Annotated in this window: 25 protein-coding genes; 15 read left to right on the top strand and 10 right to left on the bottom strand. The window is 71.6% G+C overall.

Going from position 1 to position 25,739, the window contains the following annotated elements; genetic code table 11:
- Positions 1-80 precede the first annotated feature (80 nt).
- On the top strand, positions 81-1,556 hold the full coding sequence (locus DMA15_RS06195; protein WP_125511640.1) for an alpha/beta hydrolase: 1,476 nt from the start codon (positions 81-83) through the stop codon (positions 1,554-1,556).
- A 47-nt stretch (positions 1,557-1,603) separates the two neighbouring features.
- On the opposite strand, the gene DMA15_RS06190 is transcribed toward DMA15_RS06195, so the two are convergent.
- Together DMA15_RS06190 and DMA15_RS06185 are read right to left on the bottom strand one after the other, a co-directional pair.
- The gene (locus DMA15_RS06190; protein ID WP_240659691.1) at positions 1,604-3,094 is read right to left on the bottom strand and encodes an MFS transporter; all 1,491 of its coding nucleotides are present in this window, start codon (positions 3,092-3,094) and stop codon (positions 1,604-1,606) included.
- The gene (locus DMA15_RS06185; protein ID WP_125511639.1) at positions 3,091-3,693 is read right to left on the bottom strand and encodes a TetR/AcrR family transcriptional regulator; all 603 of its coding nucleotides are present in this window, start codon (positions 3,691-3,693) and stop codon (positions 3,091-3,093) included. The genes DMA15_RS06190 and DMA15_RS06185 overlap by 4 nt, the downstream gene beginning before the upstream one ends.
- A gap of 129 nt (positions 3,694-3,822) precedes the next feature.
- Between DMA15_RS06185 and DMA15_RS06180 the strand changes: the two genes are divergently transcribed.
- Positions 3,823-6,042, top strand: a complete 2,220-nt coding sequence (locus tag DMA15_RS06180; RefSeq protein WP_125511638.1) for an NADP-dependent isocitrate dehydrogenase — start codon at positions 3,823-3,825, stop codon at positions 6,040-6,042.
- Positions 6,043-6,115: 73 nt separating this feature from the next.
- Here the strand turns inward: DMA15_RS06180 and DMA15_RS06175 are convergent, their stop codons facing one another.
- The gene (locus tag DMA15_RS06175) at positions 6,116-6,883 is read right to left on the bottom strand and encodes a LysR substrate-binding domain-containing protein (RefSeq protein ID WP_125511637.1); all 768 of its coding nucleotides are present in this window, start codon (positions 6,881-6,883) and stop codon (positions 6,116-6,118) included.
- A gap of 58 nt (positions 6,884-6,941) precedes the next feature.
- Between DMA15_RS06175 and DMA15_RS06170 the strand changes: the two genes are divergently transcribed.
- A complete protein-coding gene (locus DMA15_RS06170; protein WP_206302666.1) occupies positions 6,942-7,361 on the top strand; it encodes a DUF5997 family protein in 420 nt (139 codons plus the stop codon).
- A gap of 28 nt (positions 7,362-7,389) precedes the next feature.
- Here DMA15_RS06170 and DMA15_RS06165 read toward each other — a convergent pair whose 3' ends face one another.
- The gene (locus DMA15_RS06165) at positions 7,390-8,577 is read right to left on the bottom strand and encodes an alanine--tRNA ligase-related protein (protein ID WP_125511635.1); all 1,188 of its coding nucleotides are present in this window, start codon (positions 8,575-8,577) and stop codon (positions 7,390-7,392) included.
- A 320-nt stretch (positions 8,578-8,897) separates the two neighbouring features.
- Between DMA15_RS06165 and argC the strand changes: the two genes are divergently transcribed.
- From argC to DMA15_RS06135, 5 genes are read left to right on the top strand one after another with little or no spacing between them, the layout of a single operon-like run.
- Positions 8,898-9,926: an N-acetyl-gamma-glutamyl-phosphate reductase gene (gene argC, locus DMA15_RS06155; RefSeq protein ID WP_125511633.1), complete on the top strand. Its 1,029-nt coding sequence runs from the start codon at positions 8,898-8,900 to the stop codon at positions 9,924-9,926.
- A complete protein-coding gene (argJ, locus tag DMA15_RS06150) occupies positions 9,923-11,074 on the top strand; it encodes a bifunctional glutamate N-acetyltransferase/amino-acid acetyltransferase ArgJ (RefSeq protein ID WP_125511632.1) in 1,152 nt (383 codons plus the stop codon). Before argC ends, argJ begins: the two co-directional genes overlap by 4 nt.
- The gene (gene argB, locus DMA15_RS06145) at positions 11,071-12,012 is read left to right on the top strand and encodes an acetylglutamate kinase (protein ID WP_125511631.1); all 942 of its coding nucleotides are present in this window, start codon (positions 11,071-11,073) and stop codon (positions 12,010-12,012) included. Before argJ ends, argB begins: the two co-directional genes overlap by 4 nt.
- Positions 12,009-13,232 (top strand): acetylornithine transaminase, encoded by a 1,224-nt coding sequence (locus tag DMA15_RS06140; protein ID WP_125511630.1) that lies wholly within the window; start codon positions 12,009-12,011, stop codon positions 13,230-13,232. Before argB ends, DMA15_RS06140 begins: the two co-directional genes overlap by 4 nt.
- 7 nt (positions 13,233-13,239) lie before the next feature.
- Positions 13,240-13,785: an arginine repressor gene (locus tag DMA15_RS06135; protein WP_125511629.1), complete on the top strand. Its 546-nt coding sequence runs from the start codon at positions 13,240-13,242 to the stop codon at positions 13,783-13,785.
- Positions 13,786-13,838: 53 nt separating this feature from the next.
- On the opposite strand, the gene DMA15_RS06130 is transcribed toward DMA15_RS06135, so the two are convergent.
- From DMA15_RS06130 to DMA15_RS06120, 3 genes are all read right to left on the bottom strand, one after another.
- The gene (locus DMA15_RS06130) at positions 13,839-14,840 is read right to left on the bottom strand and encodes a bile acid:sodium symporter family protein (RefSeq protein WP_240659690.1); all 1,002 of its coding nucleotides are present in this window, start codon (positions 14,838-14,840) and stop codon (positions 13,839-13,841) included.
- Positions 14,841-14,970: 130 nt separating this feature from the next.
- Complete coding sequence (locus DMA15_RS06125; protein WP_125511628.1) at positions 14,971-15,678, bottom strand: L,D-transpeptidase family protein; 708 nt, start codon at positions 15,676-15,678, stop codon at positions 14,971-14,973.
- A gap of 3 nt (positions 15,679-15,681) precedes the next feature.
- Positions 15,682-16,269 (bottom strand): pyridoxamine 5'-phosphate oxidase family protein, encoded by a 588-nt coding sequence (locus tag DMA15_RS06120; protein ID WP_125511627.1) that lies wholly within the window; start codon positions 16,267-16,269, stop codon positions 15,682-15,684.
- Between the two features lie 206 nt (positions 16,270-16,475).
- Here DMA15_RS06120 and argH point away from each other — a divergent pair, with 206 nt between their 5' ends.
- Positions 16,476-17,906 (top strand): argininosuccinate lyase, encoded by a 1,431-nt coding sequence (gene argH, locus DMA15_RS06115; RefSeq protein ID WP_125511626.1) that lies wholly within the window; start codon positions 16,476-16,478, stop codon positions 17,904-17,906.
- A 99-nt stretch (positions 17,907-18,005) separates the two neighbouring features.
- Positions 18,006-18,980: an aldo/keto reductase gene (locus DMA15_RS06110; protein ID WP_125511625.1), complete on the top strand. Its 975-nt coding sequence runs from the start codon at positions 18,006-18,008 to the stop codon at positions 18,978-18,980.
- 26 nt (positions 18,981-19,006) lie between these two features.
- Here the strand turns inward: DMA15_RS06110 and DMA15_RS06105 are convergent, their stop codons facing one another.
- A complete protein-coding gene (locus DMA15_RS06105; RefSeq protein ID WP_125511624.1) occupies positions 19,007-19,423 on the bottom strand; it encodes a nuclear transport factor 2 family protein in 417 nt (138 codons plus the stop codon).
- Between the two features lie 115 nt (positions 19,424-19,538).
- Between DMA15_RS06105 and DMA15_RS06100 the strand changes: the two genes are divergently transcribed.
- Together DMA15_RS06100 and DMA15_RS06095 are read left to right on the top strand one after the other, a co-directional pair.
- Positions 19,539-20,090: a TetR/AcrR family transcriptional regulator gene (locus DMA15_RS06100; protein WP_125511623.1), complete on the top strand. Its 552-nt coding sequence runs from the start codon at positions 19,539-19,541 to the stop codon at positions 20,088-20,090.
- Complete coding sequence (locus tag DMA15_RS06095; RefSeq protein ID WP_125511622.1) at positions 20,087-21,631, top strand: MFS transporter; 1,545 nt, start codon at positions 20,087-20,089, stop codon at positions 21,629-21,631. The genes DMA15_RS06100 and DMA15_RS06095 overlap by 4 nt, the downstream gene beginning before the upstream one ends.
- 213 nt (positions 21,632-21,844) lie before the next feature.
- On the opposite strand, the gene DMA15_RS06090 is transcribed toward DMA15_RS06095, so the two are convergent.
- Complete coding sequence (locus tag DMA15_RS06090; protein ID WP_125517350.1) at positions 21,845-22,606, bottom strand: lysophospholipid acyltransferase family protein; 762 nt, start codon at positions 22,604-22,606, stop codon at positions 21,845-21,847.
- A gap of 315 nt (positions 22,607-22,921) precedes the next feature.
- Here DMA15_RS06090 and DMA15_RS06085 point away from each other — a divergent pair, with 315 nt between their 5' ends.
- The 3 genes from DMA15_RS06085 (at position 22,922) to DMA15_RS06075 (ending at position 25,288) form a co-directional block, all read left to right on the top strand.
- Entirely contained in the window at positions 22,922-24,100 is a 1,179-nt protein-coding gene (locus DMA15_RS06085) for a glycerophosphodiester phosphodiesterase (protein ID WP_125511621.1), read from the top strand.
- A gap of 119 nt (positions 24,101-24,219) precedes the next feature.
- On the top strand, positions 24,220-24,747 hold the full coding sequence (locus DMA15_RS06080) for a sigma-70 family RNA polymerase sigma factor (protein WP_125511620.1): 528 nt from the start codon (positions 24,220-24,222) through the stop codon (positions 24,745-24,747).
- A 37-nt stretch (positions 24,748-24,784) separates the two neighbouring features.
- Positions 24,785-25,288, top strand: a complete 504-nt coding sequence (locus DMA15_RS06075) for a GNAT family N-acetyltransferase (RefSeq protein ID WP_125511619.1) — start codon at positions 24,785-24,787, stop codon at positions 25,286-25,288.
- A 15-nt stretch (positions 25,289-25,303) separates the two neighbouring features.
- On the opposite strand, the gene DMA15_RS06070 is transcribed toward DMA15_RS06075, so the two are convergent.
- Positions 25,304-25,738 carry a hypothetical protein gene (locus tag DMA15_RS06070; protein ID WP_125517348.1) on the bottom strand — a complete coding sequence of 145 codons (435 nt, stop codon included), beginning with the start codon at positions 25,736-25,738 and terminating at the stop codon, positions 25,304-25,306.
- Between the last annotated feature and the right edge of the window lies 1 nt (position 25,739).

The raw sequence follows: 25,739 nt of genomic DNA, 5'->3' as shown, positions 1-25,739 counted from the left end.
GCGCGGGTCCCTAGCGTGGTGATCGATCGCCCGGGCCGCCCGGCCGGTGCGACCACCGCCGAATCCAAGGAGCACGCACGATGCGCGTCGCGTCAGCAGTCGCCGCGGGCCTGGGCCTCGCCACACTCCTCGCCAGCGGCACAGTGGCCGCGACCGGACCCGCCAAGCCGCCCAAGTCCTTCTCGTCGGCGCTCCGTTGGGGCCGTTGTCCCGCCGACCAGAAGGAGCTGAACGAGGCGGGTGCGCGGTGCGCGAAGGTGACCGTACCGCTCGACTATGCCGACCCCGGCGGCCGTACGATCCGGCTCACGATCTCCCGCGTCAAGGCGAAGTCGCCCGAGCGGCGGGGCATCCTGCTCTCCAACCCGGGCGGCCCGGGCGGCACCGGACTCGCCCACACCCTCGCTCTGCGCCCGGCGTTGAAGGACGTCGCCGACCACTACGACCTCATCGGCTTCGACCCCCGCTTCCTCGGCGAGAGCACCCCGATCACCTGCGGCGCCGCCCCGCGCCCGGCCCCGGCCGGGCCGACGACCACCCCGCGCGCCGACTTCGAGGCCTCGGTGCGCGCCGCCCGCGACACCGCGCGCCGGTGCCGGGAGCACGGCGACAACGCCGAGTTGCTGCCGCACGCCTCGACGCGCAACGTCGCCCGCGACATGGACGCCATCCGCGCCGCGCTCGGCGAGCGGAGACTCTCGTACTACGGCGTCTCGTACGGCGCGGACCTGGGCGCCGTCTACACCCAGCTGTTCCCGCGCCGCGCCGATCGCATCGTCCTGGACTCCTCGACCGACCCGGCGGCCACGCAGTACGAACTGTTCCAGCGGTCGGGCGCGCCCGCGGAGGCGGCGCTCGACGGTGCGGTACGGTCAGACATACGCGAGTTGCTGCGGAGGGCCGAACGCCACCCCCTCCCCGTCGAGGGAGAGCGGCTCAACGCCCCGCTCCTGCGGATGATCTTCAAGCAGCTCGTCCAGCACGAGGAGTACGACCCCCAACTGGCGAGTGTGGTCGCCGACTTGAAGAAGGCCGCGACGGGTGAGGAGATCGAGCCGGGGCCCGCGCTCGCCGGACTCCTCGAACTGCTCTCCTCGCCCGAGCTGGAGAGCGGCATGGTCGGTGGTGCGATCTTCATGTGCGGCGACGGCGGGTGGCCCGCGGGCGGCTGGCCGAAAGACCCGCAGACGTACTGGAAGAACATGCAGCGCAGCCGCGCCACCCAGCCGGTCTTCGGCCCCTATGTCAACGGCATGATCGCGCCGTGCGCGTTCTGGGGCGGCGAGCCCCGCGAGCCCGGCACGGAGATCGGCAACGACGTGCCCGCCCTGCTGCTCCAGGCCCGCCACGACAACAACGTCCCCTACGAAGGCGCCCTCGCCCTGCATCGCAGGCTCACCGGATCGCGTCTCCTGACGGCCGACATCCGCGCGCACGGCGTCTACGGACGCGGGAGCGACGGCCTCACCCCCGTGCCGTGCGCCGACCGGGCCGTCAACACGTATCTGCGCGAGGGGAAGCTGCCTGCGGCGGACCTCACGTGCGGCGGGACGTAGACGTGGTGAGGAGGCCACCGGTTGCCGGGGCGGTCAGGGCGCCGCTCTCACCGCCGGTCCGGCAGCCCGTGGTGGGAGGGGGAGTCCGCCGTCGGGCGGGGGCCGGGCGGCTGGGCGGGCGCGGGGTTCTGGCTGTCCGGATCCCGGGGCCTTCGCGGCAGCCTCGTGGCCGTCGCCGCGCCCAGTGCCGCCACCGCCGCCAGCGCCGTCAGGGTCGGGCCCATCGCCGTGAGGAACGCGCCGTCGGTCCACTGCTCTCCCTCACCGGGCGGGCGCGCGGCGAACGTCGTCATCAGCGTGGTCGCCAGCGCGATGCCCAGCGTCGGGCCCACGTTCATCGCGGTCTGCTGGAGACCGCCCGCCACACCGGCGTCCGCCACCGGGGCATGCCGTACGACCACCGCCGTCGCCGCCACCATCACCGTGCCGAAACCGGCGCCGACCAGCAGGAAACCGCCGCCGACCGCCACCGGCCCCGACGCCTGGTCCAGACGGGACAGGGCGAGGACGCCGAGGGTGAGCACCGCCATCGCGGCCGTGATCGTCCGCCGGGGCCCGTGCCTTCGCAGCAGTACCGCCGCGTACGGCGCGCACACCACCATCATCAGCGCGAGCGGCAGCGCCCTCAGCGCGCTCCGCAGCGGATCGAGCGCCAGTACCTCTTGCAGGAAGTACGTCCCCACGAAGAGCGCCCCGAACATCGCCGCGGACGCCGCCACCAGGATGCCGAGCGCGGGACCCACCGCGGGCGACGCGACCAGACGGAGCGGCACCAGCGGGCTCGCGGCACGCCGCTCATGCCGCACGAACACGGCCGCCGAGGCCGCCGCCGCGCAGAATCCCACCGCGGTGACCCCCGACCAGCCGGACCCCGCCACGCCGACCAGCGCGTGCACGAGGCAGGCCAGCGCCACCGCGAGCACCCCGGCACCGGGCAGATCGAGCCCGGGCGCGGGCCCCTCCCGGGGCGGCTCGGGAACGCGGACCACCAGCGCCAGTACGCCGATCACCAGCGCGGGCACGACGCTCAGGAAGAACACCGAGCGCCAGCCGAGATGCGTCGCGAGCGCCCCGCCCAGCACCGGCCCGGCCGCCGCCGCGAGCCCTATCGCGCTGGTCCGCAGGGCGATCGGCATCCCGAGCCTGTCCGGCGGGAACGCGGCCCGCAGCATCCCGAGCGTGGCGGGCTGCAACAGCGCGCCGAAGACGCCCTGGGCGACGCGCAGCCCGATCACCCAGCCGACGCCGGACGCGAGCCCGAGGCCCGCCGAGGCGAGCGCGAAGCCGAGCGTTCCGACCGCGAAGAGCCGCCGGTGCCCGTACCGGTCGCCGAGCCGCCCCGAGAAGACCAGCAGGCTCGCCACGGCGATCAGATATCCGGTGCTGGTCCACTGCACCTGCGTGAAGGAGGCGTCCAGATCACGCTGGAGAGCGGGCTGCACGATGGTGAGTACGGTGCCGTCCAGGGCGACGACCATGGCACCGAGGACGCTGCACGCGAGGGTGAGACTCCGCCGCATGCCGGGCCCGGCCCTCATGAGGCCTCCGCCCCCAGATGCGCCACCAGCGCCGCGTCGAGCAGCGGCTCCACGTCCTCGGCCCCGGTCGCGAGCCGCAGGCTGCCCCACCCCCACAGCTGCGCGATCCCCTGGAGATTCGCCCACAGCGCCCCTGCGGCGACCCGCGCCTCCGCCTCCGCTCCGGCCTCCCGGCGGGCCTCCGCGACCAGGCCCACCAGCACCTCGAAGAGCGGCAGACTCGTCTGCCGCAGGCCGAGCGCGCCGCTCTCCAGGAGGTCGTGGCGGAACATCAGCTCGAACATGCCGCGGTGAGCCGCCGCGAAGCCGAGGTAGGCGCGGCTCAGCGCCTTCAGCCGCGTACGGGCGTCACCGTCCGCGGCCGCCTTCTCCACCTCCGCCGCAAGCTCCGCGAAGCCCCGCCGCGCGATCGCCGACAGCAGGGCGACATGCGTGGGGAAGTAGCGCCGGGGCGCCCCATGCGAGACCCCCGCCCTGCGGGCGATCTCCCGCAGGGTCAGCGCCTGCACCCCCTCGGCCGCCAGTAGCTCGACGCCGACGTCCACCAGCCGGGCCCGCAGCCCCGCCTCCTGCTCGCCCGAAGGCACCCGCTCGCTCATAGACACTGTCTACTACACCTCGTAGACAGTGTCTACGTAGATCGAGGTGCCCAGGGCCCTGTCCTTCAGGGGGGAGGTACGAGGTATCTTGATGTCGAGAAATGTTGCAGACGCGGAGCGGAGCACCCGGTGACTGACTCGACCATCATCTACACCCACACTGACGAGGCCCCGGCCCTGGCGACCCATTCCTTCTTGCCGGTCGTCCAGGCCTACGCCTCGACCGCGGGGGTCAGCGTGGAGACCCGTGACATCTCGCTCGCGGGCCGGATCATCGCGAGCTTCCCCGAGCGTCTCGAGGAGGGCCAGCGCATCAACGACGCCCTCGCCGAGCTCGGCGAGCTCGCCAAGACGCCCGGGGCGAACATCATCAAGCTGCCCAACATCTCGGCCTCGATCCCGCAGCTGAAGGCCGCGATCGCCGAGCTGCAGGGCCAGGGCTACGCGCTCCCCGACTACCCGGACGACCCGAAGACCGACGAGGAGCGCGACATCCGCGCCCGCTACGACAAGGTCAAGGGCAGCGCCGTCAACCCGGTCCTGCGCGAGGGCAACTCCGACCGCCGCGCCCCCGCGTCGGTCAAGAACTATGCCAAGGCCCACCCGCACCGCATGGGCGCCTGGACGGCCGACTCGAAGACGAACGTCGCCACCATGGGCGAGAACGACTTCCGCTCCACCGAGAAGTCCGCGGTGATCACCGAGGCCGGTTCGCTGCGCATCGAGCTCGTCGGTGACGACGGCTCCACCACCGTCCTGCGCGAGTCCGTACCGGTCCTCGAGGGCGAGGTCGTCGACGCCTCCGTCATGCGCGTCGCCGCGCTCCGCGAGTTCCTCAAGGAGCAGGTCGCCCGCGCCAAGGCCGAGGGCGTCCTCTTCTCCGTGCACCTAAAGGCCACGATGATGAAGGTCTCCGACCCGATCGTCTTCGGCCACGTGGTCCGCGCCTTCTTCCCGAAGACCTTCGCCGCGCACGGCGAGACGCTGGCCGCCGCCGGCCTGACCCCGAACGACGGTCTGGGCGGCATCTTCAAGGGCCTGGACTCGCTCCCCGAGGGCGAGAAGATCAAGGCGTCCTTCGAGGCCGAGCTGGCCGAGGGCCCGGAGCTGGCCATGGTCGACTCCGACAAGGGCATCTCGAACCTGCACGTGCCGAGCGATGTCATCGTCGACGCCTCCATGCCGGCCATGATCCGCACCTCCGGCCACATGTGGGGCCCGGACGGCGAGGAGCACGACACCCTGGCCGTCCTCCCGGACAGCAGCTACGCGGGCATCTACCAGGTCGTCATCGACGACTGCCGCGCCAACGGCGCCTTCGACCCGTCGACCATGGGCTCCGTCCCGAACGTCGGCCTGATGGCGCAGAAGGCCGAGGAGTACGGCAGCCACGACAAGACGTTCGAGGTCCCCACCACGGGCACCGTCCGCGTCGTCGACGCCGCCGGAAACGTCGTCCTTGAGCAGACCGTCGCCGCCGGTGACATCTTCCGCATGTGCCAGACCAAGGACGCGCCGATCCAGGACTGGGTCAAGCTCGCCGTCACCCGCGCCCGCGCGACCGGCAGCCCGGCCGTGTTCTGGCTGGACGACACCCGCGCCCACGACGCCGTCCTCATCGGCAAGGTCGAGCGGTACCTCGCCGACCACGACACCGAGGGCCTGGACATCCGGATCATGGCGCCGGCCGAGGCCACCGCGTTCTCCCTGGAGCGCATCCGCCGCGGCGAGGACACCATCTCCGTCACCGGCAACGTCCTGCGCGACTACCTCACCGACCTCTTCCCGATCCTGGAGCTGGGCACCAGCGCCAAGATGCTGTCGGTCGTCCCGCTGATGAACGGCGGCGGCCTCTTCGAGACGGGCGCCGGCGGCTCCGCCCCGAAGCACGTCCAGCAGCTGGTCAAGGAGAACTACCTGCGCTGGGACAGCCTGGGCGAGTTCCTGGCCCTCGCGGTCAGCTTCGAGCACCTCGCCACCACGACGGGCAACGCGCGCGCCCAGATCCTCGCCGACACCCTGGACCGCGCGACGGCCTCCTTCCTGGAGAACGACAAGTCGCCGAGCCGCCGCCTCGGTGGCATCGACAACCGCGGCAGCCACTTCTACCTCGCCCTGTACTGGGCCCAGGAGCTGGCCAAGCAGACCGAGGACACGCAGCTGGCGGAGGCGTTCGCGGCCCTGGCCAAGACGCTCTCCGAGCAGGAGCGGACCATCGTGGACGAGCTGATCGCCGTCCAGGGCTCCCCGGTCGACATCGGCGGTTACTACCAGCCGGACGCGGCCAAGGCCTCCGCGGTCATGCGCCCGTCCGCGACGCTCAACCAGGCGCTCGCGATCCTGAGCTGACGCTCCGGCGCCCATGAAGGAGGGGCCTCCCGCCACTGCGGCGGGAGGCCCCTCTCGCGTACGTCGCCTCTGGTTACGGCCGGCGGCGCGGCTTCCCGCGCTTGGCGGCCGGCTTGGCGCCCTTCGCCTGCCGGGCGGGTGCCCCGCGCCGGCCCTTGTCGCCCGCCTTGGCCCCTGACTTGCCGGCGGGCTTGGCCTTGGCCGGGGCCTTGTCCTTCGCCGGGGTCTGCGTACGGCCCCGTGAGCTGTTGACCGTACGGCCGCGGACGATCCCGATGAAGTCCTCCACCAGGTCCGTCGTCGCGGCCTCCGGCCACGCGAGGGCCACCCGCGACTCGGGGGCGCCGGTGACGGTGCGGTAGGTGAGGTCCTTGCGGTGGTGCAGACGGGCCAGGGACTGCGGGACGACGAGCACGCCCACGCCCGCGGCGACCAGCTCGATGGCGTCGGCCGTCGTCTCGGGGCGCTCGGCGGCCGGCACCCCGGGCCGCCGCTCCCACTCCAGCGTCTCGTCGAGCGGGTGGAACACGATCTCGTCCGCGAGGTCCTCGGGCGACACCTCGTCGACCGCCGCCACGACGTGGTCCTTGGGGATCACGACGACGGTCGTCTCGGCGTAGAGGGGGATCGCGCTGAGGTCCGTGCGGTCGATCGGCAGACGTACGAATCCGGCGTCGGCGCCGCCCGCCCGCAGCACGCCGGGTGCTTCGGCGGGGGAGACCTGGAGGAGGGTCAAGGGGACGTCGGGCAGCCGCTCGTTCCAGATACGCACCCACTTGGTGGGCGTCACCCCCGGGACGTAGGCGAGCCGGAACGAAGGGGTTACTTCCGAGCCTGTCACCTCGCCAGGCTACCGGTCGTGGTCGGAAGTAGCGCACATGCTCGATACCCTTGACCCCATGACGTCGCACCAGACCACCCAGACCATGAAGCCCGCGACCGCGGCGAAGAAGCTGGGTGTGTACCTCCAGGCCACCCCCGCAGAGTTCCAGGAGGGTGTCGTCACGCGCAGTGAGCTGAACGCGCTCCAAGCCGATCCCCCCGAGTGGCTCCAGGAGCTGCGCCGCAAGGGCCCGCACCCCCGCCCGGTCGTCGCCGCCAAGCTCGGCGTCTCCATCGCGGGCCTCGCCCGCGGCGGGGTCACGGAGCCGCTCACCACCGAGCAGATCGACGCGCTGAAGGACGAGATGCCCTCCTGGCTGCGTCAGGAGCGCGCCACCCAGGCCGAGGTCCGCAAGGAAGCGGTGCGGATCAAGGAGAAGCAGGCGGAGGACGCCCAGAAGCGCGCGGCCCGCGCCGACGAGGACGCCCGCTCCTGACGGCCCCGTAGCCGCCCCGTCCCGGCCCTCACCCGCCCGACCGCAGGCTCAGCACCAGGTCGCGCGGCAGGCCGTGGGTGTCGTGCAGATGGCGGAAGTCCTCCTCGTCCAGCGTGCCTTGGAACCGCGGCCGGGCCAGCACCCGCCGGCCGCGCTCGAGGAGCCGCCCGAACCGGCGCTCCTCGTCGAGCAGCACCCGGCGCACCTCGCCCGGATCGGTCTCCTGCCGGAAGCGGTCCAGGGTGTGCCGGATCAGCTCGTCGGGGAGATCCCCGAGCCCGCGTGAGGGCCCGAGCCCGCGTGAGGGATCGTCCCGCCAGAGCACGGTGAGCACCCGCCGCACAAGCCGCCGCAGCACATAGCCGCGCCCGCCCACGGCCGGCCGCACCCCGTCGCCGATCACCACCACGGCCGAGCGCAGATGGTCGCAGACCAGCCGCAGCGACGGCTCGTCCACCGGCCACAGCTTCGGCACGAGCCGGCGCCAGGGCTCGAAGACATCGCACTCGAAGACCGAGGTCCGGCCCTGGAGCAGCGAGGCGAGCCGCTCAAGGCCAAGACCGGTGTCGACATTGCGCTGGGCCAGCGGCACGAGTGAACCGTCGGGGAGCCGACGGTGGCGCATCATCACGTGGTTCCACACCTCCACCCAGCGCTCGTCACGCGTGGGCGTCGACTCCGGAGGCCCGTCGCCGGTCCATAGGAAGATCTCCGAGTCGGGTCCGCACGGCCCGGGCGACCCACTGGGCCACCAGTTGTCCTCGACGGTCAGCTCCACCGGGACCCCGCGTTCCTGCCACAGCTCCAGGGAGGCGGTATCGGGCCCGGTCAGCTCGTCGCCGCCGAAGACCGTGGCGTGCAGCAGCCCCGGATCGACGCCGAACCCCTCGGTGAGCAGCCCGTACCCCCAGTCGAGGCTGAGCGTCCCCTCGTAGTCGCCGAGCGACCAGGTGCCGAGCATCTCGAAGACGGTCAGATGGGTGGGGTCACCGACCTCCTCCAGATCCGTCGTGCGCAGACAGCGCTGCACGTTGACCAGCCGTCGGCCCAGAGGGTGTGGGCGCCCTTCCAGGTAGGGGATGAGCGGATGCATGCCCGAGGTGGTGAAGAGCACCGGGTCACCGGGCGGCGGCAGCAGCGTCGAGCCGGTGATCCGGCGGTGCCCGCGGTCCTCGTAGTACTCGACGAACGTACGGACGATCTGTTCGGTGTCCATGGCAGTGGCTCCTTGGCGTCGCAGCGGGAAAGGCGCCGGGCGACGGCCCGCGAAATACCGGAACCGGGACGGAAGGACCACGGAACCACCGACGGGCCGTTTCCGGTCGCCGGTGGAGGACGAGAACGTACGTCAGACGGCGGCAACCGGCGAGCTGGTCGCTCGCGCGGTCGCGGGGTGGCTTCGGCCGGTGACGTTCATGGACCCGAAGGTAACGCGTTCGGATCTTCAGGGCACGCGATTATCGGAGGCAGCGCACCAAGCTCGTTGCATAAAAGTGCAGCTCTGCGTATAGTCATGCCATCCAAGAGGAGGGTTCCATGGCGGTACGCGCAGCAGTGGCAGGGGCGAGTGGGTATGCGGGCGGCGAGTTGCTGCGTCTGCTGCTCGCCCACCCCGAGGTGGAGATCGGCGCCCTGACCGGGAACGCGAACGCGGGGCAGCGCCTGGGCGCGCTCCAGCCGCATCTGCTTCCGCTCGCCGGGCGCGTCCTGGAGCCCACCACCGCCGAGGTCCTCGCGGGCCACGACGTCGTCTTCCTCGCGCTGCCCCACGGGCAGTCCGCCGCCGTCGCCGAGCAGCTCGGCCCTGATGTCCTCGTCGTGGACATGGGTGCCGACTTCCGGCTGGAGGACGCGGGGGACTGGGAGAAGTTCTACGGCAGCCCGCACGCAGGGACCTGGCCCTACGGCCTGCCCGAACTGCCGGGTGCCCGCGCCGCGTTGGCGGGCGCCAAGCGCGTCGCCGTACCCGGCTGCTATCCGACCGCCGTCTCGCTCGCGCTCTTCCCCGCGTACGGGGCCGACCTCGTCGAGCCCGAGGCCGTGATCGTCGCCGCGTCCGGCACCTCCGGCGCGGGCAAGGCCGCCAAGCCGCACCTCCTCGGTTCCGAGGTCATGGGAAGCATGTCCCCGTACGGAGTGGGGGGCCTCCACCGCCACACCCCCGAGATGATCCAGAACCTCAGCGCCGCCGCCGGCACGCCCGTCTCCGTCTCCTTCACGCCGACCCTGGCCCCGATGCCCCGCGGCATCCTCGCCACGTGCAGCGCGAAGGCGAAGCCGGGCGTCACCGCCGAGTCGGTGCGGGCCGTCTACGAGAAGGCCTTCGCCGACGAGCCGTTCGTCCACCTGCTCCCCGAGGGGCAGTGGCCCGCGACCGCCGCCGTGTACGGCTCGAACGCCGTGCGGATCCAGGTCGCGTACGACGAGGCGGCGGGCCGCGTGATCGTGATCAGCGCCATCGACAACCTCACCAAGGGCACCGCGGGCGGCGCCCTGCAGAGCATGAACATCGCCCTCGGCCTCGACGAGGCCACCGGGCTCTCAACGATCGGAGTCGCGCCGTGAGTGTGACGGCAGCCAAGGGATTCACGGCCGCGGGCATCGCCGCCGGGATCAAGGAGAACGGCAACCCGGACCTGGCCCTCGTGGTCAACACCGGACCCCGCCTCGCCGCCGCGGGCGTGTTCACCTCCAACCGCGTCAAGGCCGCCCCCGTCCTCTGGTCGGAGCAGGTGCTCAAGGGCGGACTCGTCTCCGCGGTCGTCCTCAACTCCGGTGGCGCCAACGCCTGTACGGGCCCCCAGGGCTTCCAGGACACGCACGCCACCGCCGAGAAGGTCGCCGAGGTGCTCTCCCTCAACGCGGGCGAGGTCGCCGTCGCCTCGACGGGGCTGATCGGCATCACCCTGCCGATGGACAAGCTGCTGCCCGGCGTCGAGAAGGCCGCCGGTGAACTCTCCGCGCACGGCGGCGAGAAGGCCGCCATCGCCATCAAGACCACCGACAGCGTCCACAAGACGTCCGTCGTCACCAAGGGCGGCTGGACCGTCGGCGGCATGGCCAAGGGCGCGGGCATGCTCGCCCCCGGCCTCGCCACGATGCTCGTCGTGCTCACCACCGACGCCGATCTGGGGGCCGATGTCCTGGACAAGGCGCTGCGGGACGCGACCCGGCTCACCTTCGACCGGGTCGACTCCGACGGCTGCATGTCCACCAACGACACCGTGCTGCTGCTCGCCTCCGGCGCGGCCGAAGTCACCCCGGAGTACGCGGAGTTCGCCGAGGCCGTCCGCGAGGTCTGCGACGACCTCGGGCGCCAGCTCATCGGCGACGCCGAGGGCGCGAGCAAGGACATCAAGGTCGAGGTCGTGAACGCGGCGAGCGAGGCCGACGCCGTCGAGGTCGGCCGGTCCATCGCCCGCAACAACCTCCTCAAGTGTGCCCTGCACGGCGAGGACCCCAACTGGGGCCGGGTGCTCTCCGCGATCGGCACCACGTCCGCCGCCTTCGACCCGGACCGGCTCAACGTCGCCATCAACGGCGTCTGGGTCTGCAAGAACGGCTCGGTCGGCGAGGACCGCGACCTCATCGACATGCGCTACCGGGAGATCGTCATCACCGCCGACCTCGCCGAGGGCGACGAGACCGCGACCATCTGGACCAACGACCTCACCGCCGACTACGTCCACGAGAACAGCGCGTACAGCTCATGAGCCAGCCCACCGCGCGCAAACACACCGCGCTGCCCAAGGCCCAGATCCTCATCGAGGCGCTGCCCTGGCTGACCCGGCACCGCGGCAAGACCGTCGTCATCAAGTTCGGCGGCAACGCCATGGTCGACGACGAGCTGAAGGCCGCCTTCGCCCAGGACGTCGTCTTCCTGCACCACGCGGGCCTCAAGCCCGTCGTCGTGCACGGCGGCGGCCCGCAGATCAGCAGGGCCCTCGACCGGCACGGCATCGTCAGCGAGTTCAAGGCGGGCCTGCGCGTCACCACCGAGGACGCCATGGACGTCGTACGCATGGTGCTCGCCGGACAGGTGCAGCGCGAACTGGTCGGGCTGCTCAACCGGCACGGTCCGCTCGCCGTCGGCCTCACCGGCGAGGACGCGCACACCATCACCGCCACCAAGCACCAGCCCCGCATCGAGGGCGAACTGGTCGACATCGGCCGGGTCGGCGAGATCACCGCGATCGACACGGGCGCCATCACGGCGCTGCTCGCCGACGGCCGTATCCCGGTCGTCTCCTCGATCGCCCGTTCCCAGGACGACCACCATGTCTACAACGTCAATGCTGATACGGCGGCTGCGGCACTCGCTGCGGCGCTTGGTGCCGAGACTCTGATGGTCCTGACCGACGTCGAGGGCCTGTACGAGGACTGGCCGAACTCCGACGAGGTCATCAGCAGGCTCACCGCGAAGGAGCTGGAGAAGCTCCTGCCCGAGCTGGCCAGCGGCATGGTCCCCAAGATGGAGGGCTGTCTGCACGCCGTACGCAACGGAGTGGAGACCGCCCGCGTCATCGACGGCCGCGTCCAGCACTCGATCCTGCTGGAGATCTTCACCGACGAGGGCATCGGCACGATGGTCGTGCCCGACGCCACCGGCACCGCCACTAGCACCAGCACCGGCACCGAGGGGGAGTCATGAGCAACCAGGAGCTGACCACGCGCTGGCAGGGCGCGCTCATGGACAACTACGGCACGCCCCGGCTGCCCCTGGTGCGCGGCGAGGGCACCAAGCTGTGGGACGCCGACGGCAAGGAGTACGTCGACTTCGTCGGCGGCATCGCGGTCAACGCGCTCGGCCACGCCCATCCGGCGATCGTGGAGGCGGTGAGCGCCCAGATCGCCTCGCTCGGCCACGTCTCGAACCTCTTCGTCGCCGAGCCGCCCGTCGCCCTCGCCGAGCGGCTGCTCCAGCTCTTCGGCCGCGAAGGCCGCGTGTACTTCTGCAACTCCGGCGCGGAGGCCAACGAAGGCGCCTTCAAGATCGGCCGGCTGACCGGCCGCCCGCACATGGTCGCCACCGACGGCGGCTTCCACGGCCGGACCATGGGGGCGCTCGCCCTCACCGGCCAGCCCGGCAAGCAGAAGCCGTTCCTGCCGCTGCCCGGCGAGGTCACACACGTCCCTTACGGCGATGTGGAGGCCCTGCGCGCGGCCGTCACCACCGACACCGCCTTCGTGATCATCGAGCCGATCCAGGGCGAGAACGGCGTCGTCGTGCCGCCCGCGGGCTACCTCAGGGCGGCCAGGGAGATCACCCGCGCCACCGGAACCCTCCTCGTCCTCGACGAGGTGCAGACCGGAATCGGCCGCACCGGGCACTGGTTCGAGCACCTCGCGCACGAGGGCGTCGATCCGGACATCGTCACACTCGCGAAGGGTCTCGGCGGCGGTCTGCCGCTCGGCGCGACCGTCGCGTTCGGCGCGGCGGCGGAGCTGTTCAAGCCAGGTCACCACGGCACGACGTTCGGCGGGAACCCCGTGGCGTGCGCCGCCGGGCTCGCCGTCGTCGAGACCATCGCCGCCGAGGGCCTGCTGGAGAACACCAAGCGGGCGGGCGAGAAGCTGCGCGACGGAATCGAGTCACTCGGACACCCGCTCGTGGACCATGTCAGGGGCTCGGGCCTGCTGCTGGGTATCGTGCTCACCGAGCCGCTCGCGCCGCGGGCGCAGCAGGCGGCTCAGGACGCCGGCTTCCTGGTGAACGTGCCCGCCCCCGATGTCGTACGGCTGATGCCACCGCTGAACGTGCGCGACGACGAGGTGGACGCGTTCCTCCGGGCGCTTTCCGGCATCCTGGACGAGGCTGACAAGGCCGCCGAGGCCGCCGAGGCCGACGGGGACGGACGATCCGGAGAATGAGACGACGATGAGCCAGGCGCAAGGCAACGAGCACGGCGACCACGCGGGTCCCGCCGTGCCGCAGACCCGCACCGCACGCCACCGCCGGATCGTGGACATCCTCAACCGGCAGCCGGTGCGCTCCCAGAGCCAGCTGGCGAAGCTGCTCGCCGACGACGGCCTGACCGTCACCCAGGCGACGCTCTCCCGCGACCTGGACGAGCTGAACGCGGTCAAGATCCGCAACGCCGAGGGCGACCTCATCTACGCGGTGCCGAGCGAGGGCGGTTTCCGCACGCCGCGCGCGCCGCTGGGGGAGTCGGCCAAGGAGGAGCGGATGCGGCGTCTCTCCGCGGAGCTGCTGATCTCCGCGGAGGCCTCGGCCAACCTCGTCGTGCTCCGTACGCCGCCGGGCGCGGCCCAGTTCCTCGCCTCGGCCATCGACCAGGCCGAACTGCACGACGTCCTCGGGACGATCGCGGGCGACGACACGTTGATGCTTATCAGCAGGGAGCCGGCGGGGGGTCAGGCGCTGGCGGACCACCTGCTGCGGCTGGCGTCGAACGAGCACTGAATCGTTGTTCCGCGCCGGGGCGCCGCCGGTCACCGGCTTCGCCGAGTTCGTCCTCAATCGCCGGACGGGCTTGACCTCCGTCCGACCGGCGACTTCCGGGAGCGCGCCATGAAGGCCGCCACCAGCGCCCCCGACACGTTGTGCCAGACGGAGAAGACCGCTGAGGGCAGCGCCGCGAGCGGGCTGAAGTGCGCCGTGGCCAGGGACGCCGCGCGGCCGGAGTTCTGCATGCCGACCTCGAAGGCCATCGCGCGCGAGGCCGGCGGCCCGAGGCGGGCCAGCTTGCCCGCGCCGTAACCGAGCGCGAGGCCCAGGCCGTTGTGGAGGAAAACCGCGAGGAACACCAGCGCCGCGGCCGACTTGATGGCCGCGGCGCTGCCCGCGACGACGATCGCCACGATCGCGGCGATGGTCAGCGCGGACAGCCACGGCAGGGCGCCGAGCACCCGGTCGACGTACCGCCCGAGGAGGAGCCGTACGACCAGCCCGGCGATGACCGGGAGCAGCACGGTCTTGAGGATGTCCGTGACCATCGAGCCCGCGTCCACCGGCAGGTACTCGCCCGCGAGGAGCAGTGTCAGCGGCGGGGTGACCAGCGGGGCGAGGACGGTCGAGACGGTGGCGACGGAGACGGAGAGCGCCACGTCACCGCGGGCCAGATAGGTCACGACATTGGACGCCGTGCCGCTCGGCGCGCAGCCCACCAGGATCACACCGGCCGCCAACTGCGGTGAGAGACCGAGCGCGTGGGCGATCACCCAGCCGAGCCCCGGCATGATGACGTAATGCGCGACGAGCCCGAGCGCGACGGCCCACGGCCGCTTGACCACGCCCTGGAAGTCGAGCGGGGTCATCGTCAGCCCCATGCAGAACATCACCACGCCCAGCAGGTAGGGGACGTTGGTGCCCCACCCCTCGAAGGCACCCGGCGCGACGAGGCCGAGGGCGCCCGCCGCCAGGACGAGGAGGGGGAAGACGGTGACGGCGCGGCGCGCGGCCTTGTCGGCGCCGCTCCCGGAGTCGGCGGGGCTGAGGATCGTCTGTTCGGGTTGCACGCCGCGATGCAACGCCCCGGCCACGCGCGCGTGCAACCCCGTCTCGATATGTGGTCGCTACACGGATGGTGGGTCAGCGGGTCGCTCGACGGACACCGGGGCCGGTAGGTCGCTCCACGGGCAACGGGGCTCAGTAGCGGGTGAGGGCCGTCGCCCCCGACGCCGTGCCGATCGCGATGTGCGGCCGCCGCTCCGGCTTCGCCCACCGCAGGACCGCGCGCATCGCCTCCTCGGGTACCGAGACGCACCCGGCCGTCGCGCCGGGTCCGTGGACGTGCAGGAAGATCCCGGCGCCCCGGCCGCGCACGGGGCGGGCGTAGTTGTAGTCGATGACGAGGGCGTGCGTGTACTGCGGGTCGTAGGTGATGAGGTGTTCGGCCTCGGCGGCCCGGCAGTCCGCGGCGCGCGGCTCGGACCAGCGGTTGTAGGAGCGCGACGCGTTGTCCTGGCACCACCAGGACTCCTCCGTCACGCGGCGGTAGGGGTACGTGGTGCCGTCGGGGCTCGGCGCGATCCCGAAGGCGTGCGGCAGCCCGTACAGGCCCGTGGGCGTCGTGTCCGTCCCCTGGCGGCGCGCGGCGCCCTCCGCGAGGCCCCTCGCGCCGAACCGGGCGGGCGCGGACCCGGCCTCCACCCACCGTCCGCCGCGCCGGTCCCACCAGGTGAGGGTGCCGGTGGTGGAGCCGGTGCGGCGGGCCTGGGCGGTGATGAGCTGGCTGCCGCCGCCCGTGTCGGCCATCCGCTCCGGCAGCGGCGGGCCGGGCTCGGGCGCCGCCCCGAGCGTGCCGGCGGCGGCGAACAGGACGGCACAGGCGAGGGCGACGGCTCGTGGGCGCATGGCTCAGACGCTAGTGGGCGGCAACGGCAGCGGCAGCCCGGGAAGGCCGTCGATGCTCCGCGCGATGTGCTCCTTCTTGGTGAAGTAGGCGCTCAGCGAGGCGTCGTCCTCGCGCGCGAAGCGCTTGCCGTGCAGGTCGCGGTCCTCGTCGTACGTCATGAAGGGCACCGCGTACCCGCAGGTGTCCCGGACGAGGTCGGCCGTCACGACGACGATGGCGCGCAGGCCGTGCGGGGTGGGGTCGATGCCGGGGAAGTGGCCGAGCAGGTCCTTGAAGCGCGGGTCGTCGCGGAAGACGGGCTCGCCGCGGCCGTGCACCCGCACGATGTTGGGCGGTCCCTGGAAGGCGCACCACATGAGCGTGATGCGGCCGTTCTCGCGCAGGTGCGCGATGGTCTCGGCGTTGCTGCCCGCGAAGTCCAGGTAGGCGACGGTCAGTTCGTCGAGGACCACGAAGGAGCCCTTGAGGCCCTTGGGGGAGAGATTGATCGTGCCGTCCCCGGAGAGGGGCGCGGTCGCCGTGAAGAACATCGGCTGTTCCTCGATGAAGGTGCGGAGTCTGCCGTCGATGCGTGCGTGAGTCTTTCCCATGCCTAAGGATTATTCGCCAATATCCTTCGGCTGTCTAAGGAGTTGGGATATCGACTTGATCAATCCGGCGGGGCCGGCTCGCCGGGGCTCGATTGACGAAACATGCAGAGTTCTGCATACTCATGCATAGCGTCTCGTGCGCGTCGATGAAGGCGCGTGGTGCGCGTCGACGAACCGGCAACCGACAGCCCTGAGGAGCACGTGCAGTGAGCAGCAACAACGGCGGTGACGTCCGGCTCTGGGGCGGACGGTTCGCCGACGGGCCCGCGGAGGCCCTGGCCAAGTTGTCCGCGTCGGTCCACTTCGACTGGCGTCTCGCGCCGTACGACGTCGCCGGTTCCCGCGCCCACGCGCGCGTGCTCCACACGGCGGGCCTGCTCACCGAGGACGAGCTGGCCCGCATGCTGGCCGGGCTCGACCAGCTCGAAGCCGATGTCGCGGACGGCTCGTTCGTCGGCACCCTCGCCGACGAGGACGTCCACACCGCCCTGGAGCGGGGCCTCCTGGAGCGGCTCGGCCCCGACCTCGGCGGCAAGCTGCGGGCAGGGCGCTCGCGCAATGACCAGGTGGCGACGCTCTTCCGGATGTACCTGCGCGACCACGCGCGGATCATCGGCGCTCTGCTCGCCGACCTCCAGGGCGCGCTCGTCGGCCTCGCCGAGGCGCACCCGGACGTCGCCATGCCGGGGCGTACGCACCTCCAGCACGCCCAGCCGGTCCTCTTCGCCCACCACGTCCTCGCGCACGTGCAGTCCCTGTCCCGGGACGCTGAGCGGCTGCGGCAGTGGGACGCGCGTACGGCCGTGTCGCCCTACGGCTCGGGCGCGCTGGCCGGTTCGTCGCTCGGCCTCGACCCGGAGGCGGTCGCCGAGGACCTCGGCTTCGAGCACGGCAGCGTGGGCAACTCCATCGACGGCACGGCCTCCCGTGACTTCGTCGCGGAGTTCGCCTTCATCACCGCGATGATCGGCGTGAACCTCTCCCGGATCGCCGAGGAGATCATCATCTGGAACACGAAGGAGTTCTCCTTCGTCACCCTCCACGACGCCTTCTCGACCGGCTCGTCGATCATGCCGCAGAAGAAGAACCCGGACATCGCCGAGCTGGCGCGCGGCAAGTCGGGCCGTCTGATCGGCAATCTGACGGGGCTGATGGCGACCCTCAAGGCCCTGCCGCTGGCGTACAACCGCGACCTCCAGGAGGACAAGGAGCCGGTCTTCGACTCCTGCGACCAGCTGGAGGTCCTGCTGCCCGCCTTCACCGGCATGATGGCGACGCTCACCGTCAACCGCGAGCGCATGGAGGAACTTGCCCCGGCCGGCTTCTCGCTCGCCACCGACATCGCGGAGTGGCTGGTCAAGCAGGGCGTGCCGTTCCGGGTGGCGCACGAGGTCGCCGGTGAGTGCGTCAAGGAGTGCGAGACGCGGGGCATCGAGCTGGAGCAGCTCACCGACGAGCAGTTCGCCAAGATCTCCGAGCACCTCACCCCCGAGGTCCGCACGGTCCTGAACGTGCCGGGCGCCCTCGCCTCGCGCGACGGCCGTGGCGGCACCGCCCCCTCGGCCGTCGCCGTCCAGCTCGCCGAGGTCAAGGCGGACCTGGCGGGGCAGCGGGAGTGGGCGGCCGCGCGCGGGTGACGGAGGGGCGTCGCGGGTTACGTTGACGGGGAGATCCCCTACGACCAGGGGGAGGTCCCCTACGACGACGGGGGAATCCCCTACGACCAGGAGCCCGCGATGCCCTTCGCCCGCCTTGCCGCAGCCACCACCCCGACCGCGCACCTGGGGCTCGGTCTCGCCGCCGTGGGCAGGCCCGGCTACATCACCCTGGGCCGCGAGGCCGACCTGCCGCCGTCCCGCAGCGTCGAGGCCCTTCGCGCTCGTACGTTCGAACTCCTCGACGCCGCGTACGCCTCGGGCGTCCGCTATGTCGACGTGGCGCGCTCGTACGGCCGCTCCGAGGAGTTCCTCGCCGACTGGCTGCGCGCCAGGCCCGACAACCGCGATGTCGTCGTCGGCAGCAAGTGGGGCTATACGTACACGGCCGACTGGCGCACCGACGCCGAAGGCCCGCACGAGGTCAAGGACCACAGCGTCGCTGCCTACGACCGGCAGCGCGCGGAGAGCGCCGAACTGCTCGGCGACCGGCTCGACCTCTACCAGATCCACTCCGTCACGCCCGAGAGCCCCGCGCTCACCGACAAGGAACTCCACGCCCGCCTCGCGGAGCTGGCCGCGGAGGGCGTCACGGTCGGGCTCTCGGTGAGCGGCCCCGAGCAGGCGGCCGCGATCCGCGCCGCCCTCGCCGTCACCGTCGACGGGGAACCCCTCTTCCGTACCGTCCAGGCGACGTACAACCTCCTGGAGACCTCGGCGGGGCCCGCGCTCGCCGAGGCGCGTGACGCGGGGCTGACCGTGCTCGTCAAGGAGGGCATGGCCAACGGCCGCCTCGCCGCCCCGCACGCGCCCGCCGCGCTGCGCCAGGTCGCCGAGGAGGCGGGACTCGGCTGCGACGCGGTGGCGCTCGCCGCGCTGCTGTGCGAGCCGTGGACGGGCGTGGTCCTGTCCGGGGCGGCCACCTCGGTCCAGCTGGTCTCCAACCTGCACGCCACCGCGGTCGACCTCGACGCGGGCCACCTCGAACGCCTCGCCGGGCTCGTGGAGGAACCGCGGGCGTACTGGGGGCGGCGCGGGGAACTGCCCTGGCACTGACCCCGGCCCTCCGGATCCGGGGACGGCTACCGTGCGGCTTCGCCGGAGACCATACGGAGGCCGCGGGCCGTGTCCAGGTACTCGCGGACCCGGTGGACGAGTCCGTCCCGGAGTTCGACGACGAAGCAGTAGTCGTTGCTGTAAGGGTTGCCGTCGGCGAGCGTCGCCGTCATGGACGCCTCCACGGCCGCCCGTTCGCCGTCGACGTGGACGCCGTGGAAGGTGACGGCCACGTCGCGCGCGTACAGACGGGGGAAGTCCTGGGCGAAGAAGCGCACGACGGCCTCCCTGCCCACCATGTGGTGGGTCGTCCCTAGCGCGACGGCGGTGGGGTTGCCGGGAGGCGAGAGCCATTCGGCGTCCTCGGTGAGGACGGCGGAGATCCGGACCGGGTCGTTGCTGGCGAAGGCCTGGAAGGCGTCCTGGATGATGCGGTGGCTCATGGACACACTGTCGCCCTCGGCGCATGCCGACGTATTGGACGGATGTTCCCCTCGGTGGCTCGGGGCGTGCGAGCCTAATGAGACGAAGCCGTCTCAAAAGGGTTAGGCTCGTCTCATGTCAGTCGATCGCGACCAGGTCCTGCGCAGCGCCGCGGCCCTGCTCACCCGTAAGGCCACCTCCACCATGGACGAGGTCGCCCGCGCCGCGGGCATCAGCCGGGCCACCCTGCACCGCCACTTCGCGGGCCGCGACGCCCTCGTACGCGCCCTGGAGGAGCTGGGGCTCCAGGAGTGCGAGGCCGTCCTCGACCGGTCGGAGCTGGGGGCGGGCAGCGCCCAGGACGCCCTGCGGCGCCTCGTGAAGGAGATCGAGCCGCACGCCGGACTCCTCGCCTTCCTCTACACCGAGAACCAGCTCTTCGAGGGGGACACCCAGCACGAGGGCTGGGCCCGCATCGACGCCCGCCTCGCCGCCCTCTTCCGGCGCGGCCAGGAGAGCGGGGAGTTCCGCATCGACCTGACACCCGCCTGGCTCACCGAGGCGCTGTACGGCCTCATCGGCTCCGGCGCCTGGGCGGTGCAGGACGGCCGGGTGGCCGCCAAGGACTTCTCGTACATGATCGCCGAGCTGCTGATCGGCGGCGCGCGTCGGAGAGTGGACTCATGACAAGCACCCACCGGCAGACCGCCGAGGCGGAAGTGGAGCGCGGCCCCGGCCGCTGGCTCGCGCTCGCCGTGCTCGTCCTCGCCGTGCTCCTGGTCGCCGTCGACGCGACCGTGCTCGGCCTGGCGACGCCCTACATCAGCGAGGACCTCAAACCGTCCGGCACTCAGCTGCTGTGGATCGGCGACGTCTACTCCTTCGTCATCGCCGGTCTGCTCGTCTCCATGGGCAGCCTCGGCGACCGCATCGGACGCAAGAAACTGCTGCTCACCGGAGCCGTCGCCTTCGGCGCGGTCTCGGTCCTCAACTCCTACGCCACGAGCCCCGAGCTGATGATCCTGGCCCGCGCGCTGCTCGGTGTCGCGGGCGCGACCCTGATGCCGTCCACGCTGGCGCTGATCCGGAACATCTTCCACGACCCGCGCGAGCGTAGCCTCGCGGTCGGCATCTGGGGCGCCATGGCGTCCGCGGGCGCGGCCGTCGGGCCGGTCGTGGGCGGCTTCCTGCTCGAACACTTCTGGTGGGGCTCGGTCTTCCTCATCAACCTGCCGGTGATGGCCGTCCTCGTCCTCGTCGGCATCAAGCTGCTGCCCGAGTCGAAGAACCCCGCGCCCGGCCCCTGGGACCTGGTCAGCGTCGGGCTCTCGCTGATCGGCATGATCGCCGTCGTGTACGCCATCAAGGAGGCGGCCGCGCACGGGCTGCGCTGGGACGCCGTGCTGGCCGCGGTCGTCGGCGCGGCGGCGCTCACCTGGTTCGTACGACGCCAGCTCACGCTCCCCGCGCCGCTCCTGGACATGCGCCTCTTCCGCAACCGCGGCTTCTCCGGGGCGGTCCTCGCCGACCTGCTGACCGTGCTCGGCCTCTCCGGCCTGGTCTTCTTCCTCTCCCAGTTCCTGCAACTGGTGCAGGGCAGGCGGCCCTTCGAGGCGGGCCTCGCCGAACTGCCCGCCGCCGTCGGCGCGGTGGGGGCGGGCCTGATCGCGGGCGTGGTCGCGCGGCGCTTCTCGGTCCGGGTGGTGGTCGCGGGCGGCCTCGCGGCGGTGGGCCTCTCGCTCGCGGCGCTCACCGGCCTGAGCCAGCACACCGGCTACCCGCTGCTCGGTGCCTCGCTCCTGGTGGTCGGCATCGGCGCGGGCTTCTCGTTCACGGTGACCGCCGACGTCATCCTCTCCAGCGTCCCCAAGGAACAGGCCGGCGCGGCCTCCGCGGTCTCCGAAACGGCATACGAACTCGGCGCGGCGCTGGGCATCGCACTGCTCGGCTCCATCGTCACCGGCGTCTACCGCGACTTCGTGGCCCCCGCGGGCACTCCGCCGGACGTGGCGTCGGCCGCGCACGAATCCCTGGGCGGCGCGGTGGAATCGATCGACGCCCTCCCGAGCGCCCAGGCGGACGCGCTCCTCGCCTCGGCCCAGACGGCCTTCGTGGACGGCCTGCGCCTGGCGGCGGGCGTAGGAGCGGCAGTCCTCCTGGCGACAGCGGCGGTCGCCTGGTTCCTCCTGAAGGGCCAAAAACTGGAAGACACCCCGGACCCTGAATAACGCCCCACAGGGTGGCGCCCCGTCAGGGGCGCGGGGAACGGCGCGAGCAACCACACCACACCCGCAGTGAAGGCCCCGTAAGGGGCGCGGGGAACTGCGCGAGCAACCACGACGAACCTGCGGACGAACGAGAACCACAAACGCCCGCCCCGGCGCCGGGGCAAAACCCCACGCCGGTGCGGGCGCACACCGCAATAACCGCTCCCCGGGCAGCTACGCTGCCTTCGCCTTGGTCGCGTACATATCCACATACTCCTGCCCCGACAACCGCATGACCTCCGTCATCACGGAGTCCGTCACCGCCCGCAGCACATACCGGTCCCGGTCCATGCCGTCATACCGGGAGAACTCCATCGCCTCGCCGAAACGGACCGTCACCTTGCCGGGCCGCGGCAGCCCCTTGCCTCCCGGCTGGAGCTTGTCCGTGCCGATCATCGCGAACGGCACGACCGGCGCACCGGTCATCAGCGTGAGGCGGGCGATGCCCGTACGCCCCCGGTACAGACGGCCGTCGGGCGAGCGCGTGCCCTCGGGGTAGATGCCGAAGACCTTGCCGTCGTCGAGAACGCGCCGCCCGGTCATCAGCGCGGCGACACCGCCCCGGCCACCGTCACGGTCCACCGGGATCATGCCGACGCCCGTGAAGAACCACGCCATCAGGCGGCCCTTGAGGCCCTTGCCGGTGACGTACTCGTCCTTGCCGATGAAGAACACCGGACGGTTGGCCACCAGCGGCAGGATCATCGAGTCGATGAACGTCAGGTGGTTTCCGGCCAGAATGACGGGCCCGGTCCCGGGGATGTTCTCGGCGCCTTCTACCCGTGGACGGAACATCAGGCGCAAGATCGGTCCGAGCACTGCCTTGATGAGCGCTAGACGGGACAACAGGCCCTCCGGTGTCAACGGGTCGACGACGAGTAGGTACGAGTAAGTGCAGGTGAGGACGATACTCGCGGGCCACCGCCGTTTGCACATCGGGTTCACGCACTCGATACGCAGTGTTGACACGGCTCCGTGCGCCGGTGCCCTGCGCCGTCACCTCTGTGACGACCGTATCCCCGTGTGGACGGTGTGGCCCGAAGTAGTGGTCCTTGTCACGCACACACTTCTCTCTGCGTAGCGGCCCCCGCGGCAGGGGCCGGACCGGGCCGCCACCCCCATGGTGCGCCCACTCGCCATCCCGCGTCATCCTGACGTTCCGTCCAGGGTCTCCCACACGTCACTCCCGGCCACCTACGATCGGTCCCGCTTTGTCAGGTGCAAGGCGGTTGTACATCGGGAGGAGCGCCAATGGCGACGCAGGAGTCGGGTCAGCAGCAGCCGGGAACAAGCCGGGGGCGTCGAGCGGTATTGGGGGCGGCGCTCCTCGGGGCGGGCACGGCCGTCGCGGGACTGCCCGGCGTGGCGAGAGCCGACCAACGCCACGGCCACGGCCATGGGCACGGCGGGTACAAGGAGCTGCCGAAGCCGACCGTCATCGCGCACCGGGGAGCCAGCGGCTACCGGCCCGAGCACACCTTCGGCTCGTACCAACTCGCCCTGGACATGGGCGCGCACGTCATCGAGCAGGACGTCGTGCCCACCAAGGACGGCCACCTCGTCTGCCGCCACGAGAACGACATCACCGCCACGACGGACGTCGCCGCGCACCCCGAGTTCGCCTCCCGCAAGACCACCAAGACCGTCGACGGCACCAAGTACACCGGCTGGTTCACCGAGGACTTCACGCTCGCCGAGCTGAAGACGCTGCGCGCCAAGGAGCGCATCCCGGGCACGCGCCAGCACAACACCCTCTACGACGGCCGCTGGGACGTACCCACCCTCGAAGAGGTCTTCCAGTGGGCCGAGAAGCAGGGCCGCAAGCGGGGCCGGCAGATCTGGCTGCACATCGAGACGAAGCACCCCACCTACTTCCGCAAGCTCGGCCTCGGCCTCGAGGAGCCGCTGGCCAAGCTCCTGCGCCGCTACGGCCGGCACAAGAAGAACTCGCCGAACTTCCTCCAGTCCTTCGAGCCCAGCAGCATCCAGCGCCTGGCCGAGCTGGTCTCCGCGCCGCGCGTCGTCCTGCTGTCCGGCGCGAGCTCGCGCCCCTGGGACTTCGTCGAGGCGGGCGACCCGCGCACGGTCGCCGACCTGATCAAGCCCGAGGGCCTGGAGTGGATGGCGGAGTACGCGCAGGGCATCGGCCCCACGCTCGACCTGATCATCCCCAGGAAGGCCGACGGCAGCCTCGGCACGCCGACCACGCTCGTCGAGGACGCGCACGAGGCGGGCCTTGTCCTGCACCCCTACACGATGCGCAACGAGAACACCTTCCTGCCCGCGAACTTCAGGAAGGGCACCGACCCGGCCGCCTACGGAGACGCCTTCGGCGCCTTCAAGGCCTACTTCGAGACCGGCATCGACGGGATCTTCTCCGACAACCCGGACACCGCGCTGCTCGCCGCCGCGGACTTCGCGGACGACTGAGCGGAGTCCGCCGACGACTGACGGGCGGGGCGCGTCAACAGCTGGCCGCCCGGCCCCGGTTGGGGTGAGAGACGGCCGCTCCGGAAACCTTGCGCCGGAGCGGCCGCGTCCCGCCGTGCATGACCTACGAGCTCATTCCCACGCTCATCCCCGCCCTGCGCCCGCTGCTCGTCGCCGAGGCGTCCGCGGAGGCCCTCGGCTCCGGCGACGACCCCGGTGACCTGGAACAGGCCGTCTGGCTGCGCCTGTTGGAGCGCCTGGAGTCCGACGGGCCACCCGCCGACCCGGCGGGATGGCTGCGCGGCGCCGTCCAGTCCGAGGCGCGCCGCTCCCGGCGCGCCACCCAGCGCGAGGTGGCGTACCCGACCGAGCCCGCCGACGACTCCGACGGCGGCCCCGAGCAGCGCGCCCTCACCGCCGACCGGCACCGCACCCTGCACGCCGCCGTACGCAGACTGCCCGGCCGCTGCCCCCGCATCATGGCCGCGCTCCTGTCCCCCGAGGACCTCACCTACCGGGAGATCGCAGGGGAGTTGGGAATGTCACAGGGGAGCCTGGGGCCGGAACGTTCCCGTTGCCTGGGATGCCTGCGCAGAATGCTGGCGGCGGAGGTTGCAGCTCCTGAACCGCGGGGAAGGGAGCGTTAGACAACTGGTGGAGCAGGTGAGCGGGAGGCATGCACACATGGGCATGAGCGTCACCATCTCGGAAGCGGCTGAAGCGGACGCCGAACAGATACTCAAACTGCAGTACCTCTGCTACCAGAGCGAGGCCCAGCTGTACGGCGACTACTCCATCGAGCCGCTGACCCAGACCCTCGACTCCATCAAGGCCGAACTGACCACGGGCACGGTGCTGGTGGCCCGCCTCGGCGACGAGGTGGTGGCCTCCGTGCGCGGCACGGTCGACGCCGACGGCACCGCCCGCATCGGCAAGCTCATCGTCCACCCCCGCATGCGGCGCCACGGCCTGGGCGGCCGCCTCCTCGACGCGGTGGAGCGCCGGCTGGGCGCGGACGGCACCACGAAGTGCTTCCAGCTCTTCTCCGGCCACCGCAGCGAACAGAACCTCCAGCTCTACCGCAAGCACGGGTACGCGCCCGTGCACACCCAGCGGGTGAGTGAGCGCCTCACGCTGGTGACGCTCGCCAAGGAGGCGGCCGCGGGGTCGTACGTGACGAGCGCCTAGGGCCCGCTCAAGCGCTCAGGCGGCGGCGGCGCGCCGCGCCCTGACCAGCCAGAAGATCGCCGTCACCGGCAAGATCACCGGAATGAACAGATAGCCCATTCCGAAGTCCGACCACACCGTGGCGTCGGGGAAGGCGGACGGTTCCGCCAGGGTCCAGGCGCCCACGGCAAGGACGCCCACCAGCTCGGCGGCGCAGCACACCAGCGCCGCCCTGCGGGCCGTCTCCCCGCCGCGCACCAGTGAGTACGTGATGAAGCCGTAGACGAGGCCCGCGAGCGCCGACAGGGAGTACGCGAGCGGGGCCTTGTGGAAGTCCGTCGCGATCTGCACCGCCGAGCGCGACACCGCGCCGACGACCATCACGCCGTACAGCCACAGGAGCAGGATGCCGGGCCCCGTGATCAGTTTCTGGCGGCGCTCGCCCTTGACGCCCTCTTCGGTGCCCGTCACC

Origin of the sequence: Streptomyces sp. WAC 01529 (assembly GCF_003945545.1) — a bacterium.
Lineage (GTDB): Bacteria > Actinomycetota > Actinomycetes > Streptomycetales > Streptomycetaceae > Streptomyces > Streptomyces anatolicus.
Note: the sequence above shows the minus strand (reverse complement) of the source record. Positions and strands in the feature narration are given on the sequence as shown.